Here is a 14649-nt window from a genome sequence, read left to right as displayed (position 1 = left end):
TTTTCGTGTCCGAAGCCAGGAGGACTCGTTCCCCGACCTATGGAGTCATTGTTGTTGATTTGCTACAGGCGCGCACCTCTTTGGATGCGTGGGCTTGCGGGGGCTCGCCAACTGGTACACTGTGCCGCGCATTATTTCCGAACGGGTATTTCTCCAGGTGAAAGCTGAGAAATAAGCTCAGAGATAGGACGGCTATGGCGCAGCAAGCGCAAGAAGCGCGAACCGACTGCTACGCGGCGGTGGACATCGGGGCCTCGTCGGGCCGCGTGGTGGTGGGCTACGTGGAAGACGGGCTCATCCGCCTTCAGGAGGTGCACCGGTTCGACAATCGCCAGGTGCGCCGCCACGGCCACGACTGCTGGGACGTGGATCTGCTGCACACCGAGCTTCTTCGGGGGCTTGCCTGCTGCAAGGAGGCCGGCTTTGCGCCCAAGACCGTGGGCATCGACACCTGGGGCGTCGATTTCGTGCTGCTGGACGCCGACGACAACCTGGTGGGGGATGCCGTGGCCTATCGCGACGCGCGCACGAACGGCATGTACGAGGTGGCCGATGCCATCATGGCCCCGGAGGAACTATACCGCCGTGTGGGCCTGCAGCGGCAGCCCTTCAACACCATCTATCAGCTGCTGGCCCTGCAGCGCGAACATCCCGAGCAGCTGGAGGCGGCCGACACCTTCCTTATGATTCCCGACTACCTGAACTTCCTGCTCACGGGCCAGAAGGCGGTGGAATATACCAACGCTTCCACCACGGGCCTGCTGAACGCGGAAACCGGCGCGTGGGACGAGACAGTCATGGCCGCCTTCGCCATTCCGCGGCGACTGTTCCCCAACGTGACCCATGCCGGCGCCAGCCTGGGTTCGGTACTGCCCGAGGTAGCCGAGGTCATCGGCTACGAGCCGCGCGTGGTGCTGCCGGCCACCCACGACACCGGTAGCGCGTATCTGGCCGTGCCCGCCTGCGAGCCGCCGGCGGTGTTCCTCTCGTCGGGCACCTGGAGCCTGCTGGGGGTGGAGAACCGCAGCCCCATCTGCTCCGAGGGCGCCTTCCGCGCGAACTTCACCAACGAGGGCGGCTACCATTTCCGCTACCGCTTCCTGAAGAACATCATGGGCCTGTGGATGATCCAGTCCATCCGCCGCGAGCTGAACGGCATCGCCTACGTGGTGGACGAGAAGGCCATCCGCAAGGGGCGCCTGCATCAGTACATGCGTGTGGAGGGCCTGGGGCACGAGGTGGGGTTCGCCGACCTCATCAAGGCCGCCGACGAGGCCGAGGCTGCCGGTGTGATCGCCTCCATCGTGAACGTGAATGACGACCGCTTCCTGGCTCCCGACTCCATGATCGAGGAGATCTGCGCGGCCTGCGAGGAGGCGGGCCAGCCGGCGCCCGAGACCTTGGGTGAGCTCATGCTCTGCGTGTACGAGAGCCTCGCGCGCTGCTACCGCGACGCCATCGAGGGGCTCACGGCGCTCGCGGGCCATGGCTACGCCTCCATCAACATCGTGGGCGGCGGCTGCCGCGACGACCACCTGAACCGCCGCACCGCCCAGGTGTGCGGGCTGCCCGTGTACGCCGGCCCCGTGGAGGGAACAGCTCTGGGCAACCTGGCGGTGCAGATGCTCGCCGACGGCGCGTTCCCGCACCTCAAAGCCGTGCGGGCTGCCATCGCGGAGAGTTTCGAGGTAACGAAGGTGGAACCGTGATGGGTTGTCCGGTCGCAGCTGCGGGGCAAGGGCGCCGTGCTCAGACAGTCCTCGCTCGGCGGAAATGCCCACAGGGCATTTCCGTTCGCTGCGGAACTGCGCGCGGACCCTCGCCCCACATCCGCGACCTGCTCGACTGCGGTTGAGCGTAGAGGAAGCGGTCGGTGCTCTGACCGAGCGAGTTCCGCAGCGACTGGAACAGGACTTAATGTCCTGCTCCACAAAGCGAGGACTGTCTGAGCGAATTGGAATACCGGGCGGTTCCGACCTCGATGAGTTACTGCCGTAACAGGACGAAACGAAAGGACGTCTAAATGACTACCATGTACGAACTAGCGAAAGAGGAGTACGCGGCCCTCGGTATCGACACCGAGGCCGTGATGGCCAAGCTGGCGGGAAAGCCCATCTCGGTGCACTGCTGGCAGGGCGACGACGTGCTCGGCTTCGACCAGGAAGGCGGCCTGTCCGGCGGCATCCAGGCCACAGGCAACTATCCCGGCCGCGCCCGCACCTTCGAAGAGCTCACGACCGACTTCGAGGCGGCCATGGCGCTCGTGCCCGGAGCCAAGCGCATCAACCTGCACGCCTCCTACGCCGTGTTCACCGACGAGAACCCCTGGGTCGACCGCGACGCGTTGGAGTACAAGCACTTCGAGCCGTGGGTGGCCTGGGCGAAGGCACGCGGCTTCGGCATCGATTTCAACCCCACCATCTTCGGGCATCCCATGATGAACAACGAGCTGTCGCTGTCCTCGCCCGACGCGGCCACGCGCGACTTCTGGATTCGCCACTGTAAGGCCTGCCGCAAGATCTCCCAGCAGATCGCCGAGGCGCTCGATGACGAGACGCTCTGCAACATCTGGATTCCCGACGGCCTGAAGGACGTGCCGGCCGACCGCTACGGGCTGCGCGAGCGCCTGCGCGATTCGCTGGACGCCATCTACGCCGAGAAGTACGACCGCGTGATCGACTCCTGCGAGTCGAAGGTGTTCGGCATCGGGCTGGAATCGATGACCGTGGGCTCCAACGAGTTCTACCTGGCCTACGCCGCCACACACCCCGGCGTGTACGACCTGCTTGACCTGGGGCACTTCCACCCGACCGAGAACGTGGCCGACAAGCTTTCTGCCCTGCTGCTGTTCTTTGACAAGGTGCCGCTGCACGTGACGCGCCCTATTCGCTGGGACTCCGACCATGTGGTGCTGTTCGACGACCCGGTGAAGGAGATGGCCATGGAAGTGGCCCACTGCCCCGGTGCCTGGGAGAAGGTCATCATCGGACTGGACTTCTTCGACGCCTCCATCAACCGCGTGGGCGCCTGGGCCATCGGCACTCGCGCCATGGAGAAGTCGCTGCTCTACGCGCTTTTGCAGCCGGCGGCTCAGCTGAAGGAGATGCAGGACACCTACCGCTTCACCGAGAAGATGGCGCTGTCCGAGCAGGCGAAGTCCATGCCCTTCGGCGCCGTGTGGGACGAGTACTGCCGCCGCGAGGGCTGTCCCACCGACGGCGAGGTGTATCCTCTCGTTGCCGCCTACGAGGCGAAGATTCTGCCAACCCGACAGTAAGAGGAGCAACCATGGCATTTATCGATCAGGCACAGGATTTGTTGGCGAAGGGGGCCAGCGCGGCCCGCGGGGCGGTGTCGGGCGTGGCGGTGGAACAGCTCGGCTTCGTGCGCGGCTTCGTGCGCCTGTGCAGCGACGGCTGGGGCCAGGGTTGGCACGAGCGCAACGGCGGTAACCTCACTTACCGCATGACCGAGGCCGACGCAAGCGCCGCGCGGCCCTTCTTCAACCCGGAGCCGAGTCCGTGGGTACCCATGGGCGTGCAAGCGGCCGATCTGGGCGGGGCGTTTTTCCTCACCACGGGCTCGGGGCGCTACATGCGCAACGTGGCCGCTGATCCGGCCCACAACATCGGCATCGTGGAGATCAACCCCGAGGGCGACGCCTGGCGTATCGTGTGGGGGCTGACCGACGGCGGCCGTCCCACCTCGGAATTCCCGAGCCACTTCATGTGCCACGCCGTGCGCATGCGGGCGACGGGCGGCGCCTCGCGGGTGCTCTACCACGCGCATCCGAACAACGTCATCGCCATGACCTTCGTGCTGCCCCTGGAATCGCGCGCTTTCACCCGGGCGCTGTGGAAGGCCATGACCGAGTGCGTCGTGGTGTTCCCCGGCGGCGTGGGCGTGGTGCCGTGGATGGTGCCGGGCGGCGCTGACATCGCGCGGGAGACCGCGGCCATGATGGAGACCTTCGACGCCGTCATCTGGGCCCAGCACGGTCTGTTCGCCTCCGGGCCCGACTTCGACACCACCTTCGGTCTCATGCACACCGTGGAGAAGGCCGCCGACATCTACGTGCGCGCCCGTTGTATGAACGGGGGCTCCGACGATTTTCTGAACACCATCACCGACGACGGCCTTAAGGCTATCGCCCGCGAGTTCGCCATTCCGCTGAACGAGGCCATGCTGGAATCCCCCGTGGCCGGCGAGGCCATCGACTAGAAAGGTTCCAACCGACTATGGCACTGTCCCAAGAGAAAAAAGGCACCATTGCCGTTTCGCTGACCAACTTCCTCGACTCGGGCTGCATCGTGGCCTCGTCGGTGGCCTTGGCCGCCTGGGCCATCGCCTTCAACTTCGACAATGTGTGGGTATCCATCTTGGGCGCCGTGGGCGCGAACGCCTTCGGCGCGGCCGTGGGCGCGCTCATCGGCGGCTTTCTGGCCGATCGCTTCGGGCGCAAGTTCATCTACACCTACAACCTGCTCGTATACGCCGCCGGCGTGTTCATCATCATGTGCGCGGTGAACCTGCCTATGCTCTGCCTCGGCATCGTTGTCTCGGGCCTGTCGGTGGGTGCCGGCGTGCCGTCGTCGTGGAGCTACATCTCCGAGATGTCGTCCTCCACGAGCCGTGCTGCCAACATCGGCATCAGCCAGTTCGCCTGGTCCTGTGGCCCGGCGGTCATCTTCGTCATCGCGCTGTTGTTCTCGTTCGCATTTCCCACGTTCGGGCCGGACGGCGCGCTGCTGCCCGCGGGCACCTACGGGCCCTTCGACGGCCTGTTCGCCATGCGCCTTCTGTTCCTTATCTTGTTCGTGGTGGCGCTCGTGGCGTGGAATTTGCAGCGCAAGCTGGAGGAGTCGAAGGACTGGACCGAGAAGCAGCAGGCCGGCGCGCCGCGCGACACGTTTGTGGCTATGATGCGCCGGGCGCTCACGAACTCCGTGAACGTGAAGTCCATCGTGTTTCTGGTGGCGGTGTACCTGACCTGGAACATCGTGGCCGGCACCATGGGGCAGTTCATGCCCTACATGTACGCGGCGGCGGGGCACTTGGACGACACCACCATCTCGCTTCTGCAGGCGGTCATGTGGGTGCTCACGGCGGTGGGCTCGCTCGCCATCTTCTCGAAGTTCGGCGACCGCATCCCGCACCGCATCCTGTTCGCGGCCACGGCGCTCATGGCCCTGGCGGCCTGGGTGGTCATGGTGTTCTTCGGCATGCAGCTTGAGGCCGGCGCGGCCGATAGCTGGGGCTGGCTTCTGTGGGTGTTCGTGGCGCTGTGGGGCATTTCAGCCGGCTTCTCGGCCCAGTGCTTCTACGCGCTGTGGTCCACCGAGCTCTTCCCGACGCTGTACCGCGGCGGCGTGCAGGGCATCATGTTCTTCCTGGTGCGCGGTGTTTTGGGCATCTGGTCGCTCGTAGCGGTGGCGGGGCTTGGCGTGGAGACGCCCGCGGGCTTCGTGACGGCCGGCATCATCATGTGCGGCTTCCTTCTGGTGTCGCTCGTGGTGGGTGTGGTGTGGTGCCCCAACACCCAGGGCCGCACCCTCGACGAGATCACCGAGGAACGCTACGGCAAGCACGTCGACTAGGGGAGTGGCGACAATTTTCAGCGCAAATCAGGGGCGACCTTCGGGCCGCCCTTGTTGTCTCCAGAAAACATCGGTTTTCTCCGGACGACGCCCGGTTTGCCCAGCGGATAATCTCTTCACCCGCCGTTGCCTTCCTCCGAATATTCGTCCTATGCCTTTCACAAAAATAAAACTGATGTTCTATTACTGCTTGCATCGGTCGGTTTGAGAGATTATAATGAAACAAACGTTCGTAGGATATTCATCAGAGGAAATATAGGCTGGGGAGCCCCTAACCCGCTCGCGGGGACAGCCGCCGAGAGAAAGGGGCTGCCATGGCCGGTCGACTTCCTATATCCGACAACTTCATGTTCGGGCGCGTGCTCTGCAATGAGGAGGTATGTCGCGGCTTCCTGGAGCGCGTCTTAGGCATTGATGTGGGCGGCATTGCCTATCTCAACCGGGAGCAGGTGTTCCAACCGGCCGCCGATGCCCGTGGGGTGCGGCTGGATGTGTACGCCGAGACGGGCGCGGGCGTCGTCGATGTGGAGATGCAGGCGAACCCCCACACTGCTCCAGGGCGCCGGTTGCGCTACTATCAGGCCGGCATCGACTCGGGGCTTATGGACCGTGGCGCCGCATGGAGAGATTTGCGCGACAGCTACATCATCTTTGCCTGCGACTTCGATTGGTTCGGCGCGGGGCTTCCCGTTTACACCTTCGAGAATCTGTGCCGCGAGGATCCGTCGGTTAGTGCCGCTACAGGCGCCGTTTGGAAGATCCTGAATGCCCGGGCAGCCGGCTGCGCTCCCACCGAGGGGATGCGCAATCTGCTAGAATACCTTCGAAAGGGTGCCGTGGCCCCAGGCGACAGGCTCGTTACTGCTATGGATGCCGAGGTTTCCGCAGCCAATGAAGACAGAGAGTGGGTGGGCTCCGTGATGACCGTAAGAGACCTGATGGAGGACGTTCGCCTTGATGCTCAAGAGCAGGGTCTGGCCGAAGGCAGGGCGCAGGGCATGGCTGAGGGTATGGCCCAGGGCCGCGAGGAAGGACGTGCGGAGCTTGCTGCCCGTATGGCGGCCCTCGCTGCTCGGCTCGCGGAGGAGGATCGCGCCGAGGACGCCTTTGCCGCTATGGCCGATCCTTCGGCGGCGGAAAGGCTTTTCCGAGCTTATGGTATATAGCGGGGCTCCATCTCGCTTCAGGTAGAAAGCGCACAGCACAACGCCACCATTGCCTCCCTCCGAAAACCTCCCGAAACAATGCGCCGTTAATTTGGTCAATGCCCGATGAGAGGCGGGGGCGGGGGTGCGTCGTGGTATTCTTGCCCCACCATTTCGGAGCGAAGGAGATAGGATCCCTATGTCGAAAGTCACCGATATCTACGGATCCATGGTGTTCAACGAGCACACCATGCGCGAGCGCCTTCCCAAGGCCACCTACAAGCAGCTGATGCGCACCATCAAGGAAGGCGCGCCGCTGGACGAGGACGTGGCCAACGTGGTGGCGCACGCCATGAAGGAGTGGGCCATCGAGAAGGGCGCCACCCACTACACCCACTGGTTCCAGCCGCTGACGGGCATCACCTCCGAGAAGCACGACAGCTTCATCGACCCGACCGACGACGGCCTGACCATCATGACCTTCTCGGGTAAGGAGCTCATTCAGGGCGAGCCGGATGCCTCCAGCTTCCCTTCCGGCGGCCTGCGCGCCACCTTCGAGGCTCGCGGCTACACTGCGTGGGACCCCACCTCCTACGCCTTCATCAAGGACGAGGTGCTCTGCATCCCCACCGCCTTCTGCAGCTACACCGGCGAGGCGCTCGACAAGAAGACGCCGCTTCTGCGCTCCATGAAGGCCATCGACGTGCAGGCCCGCCGTGTGCTGGCGCTGTTCGGCGACGACTCCTCCGAGCGCGTGACCACCACCCTCGGCGCTGAGCAGGAGTACTTCCTCATCTCCGAGAAGGACTACGAACAGCGCATGGACCTCATGATCTGCGGCCGCACGCTGTTCGGCTACTCGCCGTGCAAGGGCCAGGAGCTGGAGGAGCACTACTTCGGCGCCATCCGCCCCACGGTGAACAACTTCATGAAGGAGCTCGACGACGAGCTGTGGAAGCTCGGCGTGTCAGCCCGCACCAAGCACAACGAGGTGGCCCCGGCCCAGCACGAGCTGGCACCCATCTTCGCCGAGACGAACCGCGGGGTAGACGAGAACCTGCTCACCATGGAGAAGATGCGCCTTCTGGCCAGCCACTACGGTCTGGTGTGCCTGCAGCACGAAAAGCCCTTCGAGTTCATCAACGGAAGCGGCAAGCACAACAACTGGTCCATCGCCGTTGGCGGCAAGAACCTGCTCGACCCGGGCGAGAACCCCATGGAGAACCTGCGCTTTCTGGTGTTCCTCACCTGCGTGATCGAGGCCGTGGACGAGTACCAGGAGCTTCTGCGCATGTCGGCGGCCAGCGCCGGCAACGACCATCGCCTGGGGGCCAACGAGGCGCCCCCGGCCATCGTGTCCATGTTCCTCGGCGACGAGCTGGGGGCCATCGTGGACGCGCTCGTGGACGACCACGACTACACTTCGGCCGAGCGCGTGTCCATGGACCTCGGCGTGGACGTGCTGCCGAACTTCATCAAGGACAACACCGACCGTAACCGCACGAGCCCCTTCGCCTTCACGGGCAACAAGTTCGAGTTCCGCATGCCCGGCAGCGCCCAGAACCTGTCGGACGCGAACATGGTGCTGAACACGGCCATGGCGAAATCGCTCAAGGGCTTCGCCGACCAGATGGAAGGCAAGGAGGGCGAGGCCTTCGAGGCGGCGGCCATCGACTACATCAAGCGCACCCTGACCGATCACGCGCGCATCATCTTCAACGGCGACGGCTACGCCCATGAGTGGGAGGAGGAGGCCGCCCGCCGCGGGCTGGCGAACCACCGCACCACCGCCGACGCGCTGCCGTGTATGGTGGACCAGAAGTCCATCGACCTGTTCGCCGAGTTCGGCGTGCTCACCGAGACCGAGCTGCGCAGCCGCTACGAGGTGAAGCTGGAGAAGTACAACAAGATCATGAACATCGAGTGCCGCACCATGAAGCGCCTCGTGCGCCGCGACTACCTGCCGGCCATCAACCGGTACGCGGCCAAGCTCGCCCACGGCATCACCGCCATCAAGGAGGTGCTGCCCGACGGCGACACTTCGTTTATGGAGGAGAAGCTGCGCCGGCTCGTGGCCGGGGCGGCCGAGATCAACATCCAGCTGGAAAAGCTGCACGGCCTGCACCGCGCCTCAGTTGATATAGCCGATCAGCAGGAGCGCGCGAACATGAACGCCCACGAGATCGTGCCGGTGATGGATGCCCTGCGCCACGCCGTGGACGAGATGGAGATCATCGTCGAACGCGAGGCGTGGCCCGTGCCCACCTACAACGAGATTCTGTTCTATGCATAAGAATGCCCGCCTGTCCGGCGACGGCCGGGCGACATGCCTCCATGCTCAGACAGTCCTCGCTTGGTGGAAGTGCCCACGGGGCACTTCCAGTCGCTGCGGAACTGCGCGTGGAGGCACGCCGCCCGGCCGTCGCCTCCGGGGTCCTCGCTGACTTCCTGGGGCGCATTCCGGAGACAAAAGGGATGATATATAGGGAGGGCCCGCATTGCGGGCCCTTCGTTTGCATGGAGTCGGAGTGTTGCGCACCTCGCCTCCGCGGTTATTTCGTAGGGGGCCTTCAGCCGATCTTCTACACGCCCTGGCGGAGGCTGGCGGCGACGGCGTGGAGGATGTCGTTGCGCTGGGTTGAGGCCACGAGGCTCGCGAGCGGGGCGGCGGCGAGCGGCATGTTCTGGTCGCACAGCAGCACGAGGGCGCGGCCGACCACTTCCATGACATCGTCCAGGGGTGCGAGCGGCACGCCGGCGGTGCGCAGGCAGGCCGTGGGATCCCAGTCGTTGCCGGGCACGTTGTTGCCCATCTCGCTCAGCAGGTCGTTGCGCTCGCGCTGAGCGGCCTCGCCCATGGGGCTTCCTTCGGGCACCCGCAGGTAGCAGGCCAGAGCCTCGCGCAAACGCCCGGTCTGCCAGTAGGCGAAGGCCAGACGATAGAAGACGTAGGAGATATCGTTGCCGGTTACGGCCACGCGCAGGGCGTCTTTGGCCACTTCGATGATGCGGTCGTAGTGGTCGCCTTCCGCAAAGCAGGTGATGAGGTCGTTGTAGGCCGGCGCGCTCGTGGGCGCCAGTTCGATGCACACGCGGGCCTGGGCCTCGGCGGCGTCCAGATCGCCCATGTCGCGGTAGATGCGCGACAGCGACGATCGGGCCGCCTGGCCGATGTCGGACATGCGCTGGTAGCGTACGGCGGGGTCGCTCTCCACGACGCTCGTGAGGTAGCGGGCGAAGACGTTCTCGCAGTACAGCGGCTTCACTGTCACGCCGGACTCGCGCAGGGCACGGGCGGCTTCCTCTTCCTCGGTGGCCTTGCTCGTCTCGGCCACGATGTCCTCCAGTTGGGCGACGGCCAAAAGCAAGGAATCGTCCTTCTCGTCCATGATGGCGCGGTAGCGGGCGGCTAGGTCGGCATCTTGCTCGCTCATCACATCCAGCTCGCGCACCGTGTCGGCGTGCAGCAGGTCGCGCAGCTCCGGAGAGAGCTCGCGGTCATCCTCGGCCACGGGGGTGCGCACCACGGCCAGCTCCACCTCCAGCGGCTCCACCGGCTGCAGGCTGCCGTCGTCGGCCAGGTTGAAGGCGCTGTTCTGCAGATGCAGCATATCGAAGAGGGCCGCCGGATCGCATTCGGTCTCAGGCGCGCTGAAGCGACCGTCGCGGATGGCGGCCATGGTGCCCATGGTGAAGGGGATGCGGGCGAACTCCAGTGACATGATGGTGGCGCCGGCGATGGAGCCCTCCTTCCCGTTCACGATGACGCGGGTGATGCCCACCGAGGAGCCGAAAGCGGCCGAGGCGATGAGTGCGGCCAGGCGCAGCCCGTAGGCTGCGGCGGCATTGGCGCGCTGGGCGGACACGTCGACCCACTGGCCGGCGGCCTCGTCGAAGCGCGACTTGAGGAATACGTCGGGCGCGGGCATGGACACGTCGGCCACAATGGTGCCGGTGCCGGAGTCGCAGACGAAGCGGTACTCGAGGCGGAAGGGAAGCACCATCTCCTCGCAGGCCGCGGCGAAGCGCGTGGACAGATCCCAGTTGCCGCCGCGGATGCCCGTGGTGCCGTACTGGGTGTCCAACTTGTTGTCGTGGTCGGCGGCGCCGAGGTAGTGGCCGGCGTCGTTGGCGATGGAGCGCAGCACGCGCCAGTCGGCCTCGCTGCACTGGCCCTCGGTGAAGGCGTTCGCCGGCACCGCGCCATTGTCGTCCTCCATGATCATGGAGATCATGGCCAGGCGGTCGAGCACCGATTCGATGCGCAGGATGGTGCCGCGTGCGCCGGCGCTGATGGTGCTGTCGTCGAAGACCGACCAGAAGAGGTTGGTGGTGTTCAGGCGGCGCAGCTCCACCGGGTGCTCCACGGCGATGGCGCGCAGGCTCGGTGCGTCGGCGTCGGACAGGAGTCGGGCGGCGTAGGCCTCGAAGCCCGAGGCGGGGCTAGCGGCATCGGCCATGGACACGCGGAACAACAGCCCGTCCACGGCGTCGGGCAGCGGCGCGGCCGTAAACTCGGCCAGCACGTCGCGGGTGGTCTTATCGCTCGGATCGGGCGTGCTGCCTTCGCCGGCGCTGGAGCGCGACGTGCCGTCCGGCCCCCCTTTGCCCTCGTCGCGGCCGCCGTTGTTCTTCTTGCGGAAAAAGTCAAACACCCTGTGCTCCTTCCCATGGGGAAGCTGTAGAAGTCAAGTCGGTCTATTGTCCCATATCCCCGCGTTAATAGGAAGGGAGGCTTGGGGAAATCGCCCGACCTCACCACACATCCCCACAGCGGTCTGTGCGTGATGGAAGGCCTTGCGGGCCGCGGGAGCGGTTGGCCGCGGGGCGCGTACGCGGCTAATCGAGGGAGAGCTTGTAGCCGAGGCCCCAGACGGTTTGCAGGTAGCCGTCGGTGCCGGTGGGCTTCAGCTTGCGGCGCAGGTTCGAGATGTGCACGTTCACGGTGGAGTCCTCCACGGAATAGGGCTCGCCCCAGGCCAGCTCGAACAGCTCCTGTTTGGTGAACACCTTCTGGGGGCGCGCCATGAGCAGCTCCAAGATGTTGAACTCGGTGCGTGTGAGCGCGACGGGCTCGCCAGCCACGGCGAAGGTGTGGCCATCGGGATCGAGTTCCCAATCGCGGAAGCGCAGCGAGAGGCGGCTGTTCGCCGGGACGGGGATGTCGGGAGCTGTCGCGCCTAAGGTTGCCGGGCTCCCATCGCCCGCCCTCGCTGCGACGCCTTCGCTGTCTGCCGGCCCTAGCGCCGCGAAGCCTTCGCTGCCCGCCGGCCCCGGCGCCGCGGCGTCCTCGCCCGCTGCGCGCCTGCGATGGCGCATCTGCACGTTCACGCGGGCTGTGAGCTCGTCCAAGTCGAAGGGCTTGGTCAGGTAGTCGTCGGCGCCGAGGGTAAGCAGCATGACCTTATCGGCGGGGGTGATACGGGCCGAGATGACGATGATAGGCAGCGTGGCACTTGCCGCGCGGATACGCCCCACGACGTCCTCGCCGGTCATGCCCGGCAGCATGAGATCGGTAATGACCAGGTCGAACGGCACGCTGCCGCCGCCGTGTTCCAGGTGCAGCATCCCCTCGGTGCCGGAGAACGCCCCGACGCAGCAATGCCCCTGGCGCGTAAGATGGGCGCAGACCACCTCATTGATGGAGGGATCGTCCTCGATGACCAGTATGCGCAGCGATTCGCTCATGGCGCCAGCATAATACGGCGAAGCGATCTGCGCGACTCTTCTTCAAACTTTCTTAAATCTTCGGCAGAGGTTTCTTAAATTCCGCGCTGCACACTGAGATACGTTGGAAATGCGGTATACCTTGGAGACGAAAGGAGAGACGCCATGGAGCGTGCGAGGGAAAGGGTCGCATCATGAACGCGATAGAGACGCGCGGGCTGTCGAAGGCCTACGGCGGCCGCCGGGTGGTGAGCGACTTCGACATGACCGTGGCCGCGGGCGACATCTACGGTTTCGTGGGGAAGAACGGCGCAGGAAAATCGACGGTCATGAAGATGATCTGCGGCGTTGCGGCGCCGAGCGGCGGGGAGGTCGTCCTGTTCGGCGGCGCGCTCGAAGGCTCGGGAGCGGGGAGTGCTCCGAGTGACACTGGCGTTGGCGGCCCGGTCGCGGGCAGCGCGGCGATCCGGCGCATCGGCGTGCTCATCGAGGAGCCGGGGCTTTTGCCGAACCTGTCGGCGTACCGCAACCTCATGGCCAAGGCGCTTGCCTGGGGCATCGTGGACGCGCCGGCTCGCTGCGAAGAAGTGCTGCGTCTCGTGGGCCTGCAGGGTGTGGGGAAGCGCAAGGTGCGCGGCTTCTCCCTCGGCATGAAGCAGCGGCTGGGGCTCGCCCTGGCGCTGCTGGGCAACCCCGACGTGCTGTTGTTGGACGAACCGTTCAACGGACTGGACCCCGAGGCGACCCGGGCCATGCGCAACCTCATCGTGCGCCTGAACCAGACGCTGGGCATCACGGTGGTGGTGAGCTCGCACGTGCTCGATCAGCTGGACCGCATGGCCACGCGCTACGGCGTGATCGCCGATGGGCGGCTCGTGCGCCAGATGAGCGCCGAGGAGATGGCAGCGGAATGCGGTCGCAGTCTGCGCGTGCGCACGGCGGACACGGCCCGGGCGCTCGCGCTGTTGCAGGAGGCCTTCCCGACCGTGGCGTTTCGCGCCGAGCCGGATGGCACGCTTGTGGCCACGGGTGCCTACGATGCGGAGGCCGTGGCGCGTCAGCTTCAGGAAGCCGGTCAGGTGGTGTTGGAGTTTTCCCAGGAGCAGCGCGACATCGAGGACTACTTCGTTGAGCTGATGGAAGGGGGCGCGACCCATGTTTAACCTGATGAAGAGCGATATGTACCGTTTGGTGCATGGGAAGATGCTGTGGGTGGTAACGGCCATCGTGGTGGCGGTGTCCGTTCTCGTGGTCGCCATGATGCATGTGGTATCGTCGCCGGAGTTTCTTTCCATGACTGCATCGGCCGTGGATATGACGGTGACGGCCTGCGAAGACGAAGGAGCCCGTGGCGCGGCTTCGGGCGATGAGACCGAGGGCCCGGCCGCGGCCGCGGTATCGGTGGCAGCTGCGGCGGAAGCGGTCGAGGACGTCGCCGAAAATGCTGCGGAAGCGGAGAAGGGTGCTGCGTCTGGCTCGGCTTCGGCGGAGCTGTGGGCCTCGGTCGCCGAGGACCCCCAGGCCCTGAGTGAGGCCGATTTCGAGGACGTGTCCCGGGAGATGCGCACCTTCACCACGCCTGCGGACATGTTGGGCGACTCGGTGGTGTCGGGCGGCATGCTGACCCTGATCGTCGCCCTGGTAGCGGCGCTGTTCTGCGCCCAGGACTTCACAACGCGGTTCGCCCGCAACCTCGTGATGGACCGTCGCGGGCGCATGCGCTACTACGGGGAGAAGATCGTGCTCGTAGGGGTGCTGGCGGCATTCTTCCTGGCTGTGGTCTCGCTGACCAGCGTGGCGTCCTTCGCGGTGGCGGGCTTTACCTACGAGGCCGCGAACAGCCTGACTGATCTGCTGGCGTTCTTCGGCCTGACGTGGCTCGTCATTTTCGCCTATGGCTGCTCGGCGGCGGTTATCGTGTGGATCAGCCGCAGCGCCGGCGCCGGTGTGGCCTGGGCCATCGTGGTGTGCTCGGGCTTCTTGGGCGCCGCGGTGGGCCAGGTGCTGTTGTCGCTTGCCGTTGTCGCTCCGTGGCTCGGCGCCTTGGAGCCGTGGTTGCTGTCATCCTGCGTGCAGGATCTGGGGGCCTTTGCGGGCGTGCTGCTCGGCACTCCGGCCGCCGCGCCCCTGACCATGGCGCCGGTGGCGGTGCAGGTACTCATCGCGGGCGTGGTTGCAGCCGGGCTGTGCGGCGTCCTGGCCTTAGGCGTGCTGCGCAAGCGTGACCTGTAGGGGGGGGA

At 65.5% G+C, this 14649-nt stretch carries 10 protein-coding genes; 8 read left to right on the top strand and 2 right to left on the bottom strand.

Features of this window, described 5'->3' with window-relative positions; genetic code table 11:
• The first annotated feature begins 194 nt into the window (after positions 1-194).
• The 6 genes from C811_RS10990 to C811_RS10970 all read left to right on the top strand — a co-directional run bounded on the left by C811_RS10990 (position 195) and on the right by C811_RS10970 (position 9035).
• Positions 195-1709, top strand: a complete 1515-nt coding sequence (locus tag C811_RS10990) for a rhamnulokinase (RefSeq protein ID WP_016309677.1) — start codon at positions 195-197, stop codon at positions 1707-1709.
• A 314-nt stretch (positions 1710-2023) separates the two neighbouring features.
• Positions 2024-3277, top strand: coding sequence for an L-rhamnose isomerase (locus tag C811_RS10985; protein WP_016309676.1), 1254 nt, complete (start codon positions 2024-2026; stop codon positions 3275-3277).
• An 11-nt stretch (positions 3278-3288) separates the two neighbouring features.
• Positions 3289-4221: a rhamnulose-1-phosphate aldolase gene (rhaD, locus tag C811_RS10980; protein WP_016309675.1), complete on the top strand. Its 933-nt coding sequence runs from the start codon at positions 3289-3291 to the stop codon at positions 4219-4221.
• Positions 4222-4238: 17 nt separating this feature from the next.
• Positions 4239-5597 carry an MFS transporter gene (locus C811_RS10975; protein WP_016309674.1) on the top strand — a complete coding sequence of 453 codons (1359 nt, stop codon included), beginning with the start codon at positions 4239-4241 and terminating at the stop codon, positions 5595-5597.
• Between the two features lie 314 nt (positions 5598-5911).
• Positions 5912-6763, top strand: a complete 852-nt coding sequence (locus C811_RS15855) for an Rpn family recombination-promoting nuclease/putative transposase (protein WP_016309673.1) — start codon at positions 5912-5914, stop codon at positions 6761-6763.
• A 178-nt stretch (positions 6764-6941) separates the two neighbouring features.
• On the top strand, positions 6942-9035 hold the full coding sequence (locus C811_RS10970) for a glutamine synthetase III family protein (RefSeq protein WP_016309672.1): 2094 nt from the start codon (positions 6942-6944) through the stop codon (positions 9033-9035).
• A gap of 289 nt (positions 9036-9324) precedes the next feature.
• Here C811_RS10970 and C811_RS10965 read toward each other — a convergent pair whose 3' ends face one another.
• Positions 9325-11397, bottom strand: coding sequence for a tetratricopeptide repeat protein (locus tag C811_RS10965; protein ID WP_016309671.1), 2073 nt, complete (start codon positions 11395-11397; stop codon positions 9325-9327).
• Positions 11398-11581: 184 nt separating this feature from the next.
• On the bottom strand, positions 11582-12430 hold the full coding sequence (locus C811_RS10960; protein WP_016309670.1) for a response regulator transcription factor: 849 nt from the start codon (positions 12428-12430) through the stop codon (positions 11582-11584).
• A gap of 173 nt (positions 12431-12603) precedes the next feature.
• On the opposite strand from C811_RS10960, the gene C811_RS10955 reads away from it, so the two are divergent.
• Together C811_RS10955 and C811_RS10950 are read left to right on the top strand one after the other, a co-directional pair.
• Positions 12604-13572: an ATP-binding cassette domain-containing protein gene (locus tag C811_RS10955; protein WP_016309669.1), complete on the top strand. Its 969-nt coding sequence runs from the start codon at positions 12604-12606 to the stop codon at positions 13570-13572.
• Positions 13565-14641: an ABC transporter permease gene (locus tag C811_RS10950; protein WP_016309668.1), complete on the top strand. Its 1077-nt coding sequence runs from the start codon at positions 13565-13567 to the stop codon at positions 14639-14641. The genes C811_RS10955 and C811_RS10950 overlap by 8 nt, the downstream gene beginning before the upstream one ends.
• The last annotated feature ends 8 nt before the right edge of the window (positions 14642-14649 follow it).

This window comes from Adlercreutzia caecimuris B7, from assembly GCF_000403355.2.
Classification (GTDB): domain Bacteria; phylum Actinomycetota; class Coriobacteriia; order Coriobacteriales; family Eggerthellaceae; genus Adlercreutzia; species Adlercreutzia caecimuris.
Note: the sequence above shows the minus strand (reverse complement) of the source record. Positions and strands in the feature narration are given on the sequence as shown.

Coding starts and splice junctions, on each gene's coding strand:
- C811_RS10950 (WP_016309668.1), top strand. CDS start 13,565: ATGTTTAACCTGATGAAGAGCGATATGTACCGTTTGGTGCATGGGAAG.
- C811_RS15855 (WP_016309673.1), top strand. CDS start 5,912: ATGGCCGGTCGACTTCCTATATCCGACAACTTCATGTTCGGGCGCGTG.
- C811_RS10985 (WP_016309676.1), top strand. CDS start 2,024: ATGACTACCATGTACGAACTAGCGAAAGAGGAGTACGCGGCCCTCGGT.
- C811_RS10960 (WP_016309670.1), bottom strand. CDS start 12,430: ATGAGCGAATCGCTGCGCATACTGGTCATCGAGGACGATCCCTCCATC.
- C811_RS10975 (WP_016309674.1), top strand. CDS start 4,239: ATGGCACTGTCCCAAGAGAAAAAAGGCACCATTGCCGTTTCGCTGACC.
- C811_RS10990 (WP_016309677.1), top strand. CDS start 195: ATGGCGCAGCAAGCGCAAGAAGCGCGAACCGACTGCTACGCGGCGGTG.
- rhaD (WP_016309675.1), top strand. CDS start 3,289: ATGGCATTTATCGATCAGGCACAGGATTTGTTGGCGAAGGGGGCCAGC.
- C811_RS10970 (WP_016309672.1), top strand. CDS start 6,942: ATGTCGAAAGTCACCGATATCTACGGATCCATGGTGTTCAACGAGCAC.
- C811_RS10955 (WP_016309669.1), top strand. CDS start 12,604: ATGAACGCGATAGAGACGCGCGGGCTGTCGAAGGCCTACGGCGGCCGC.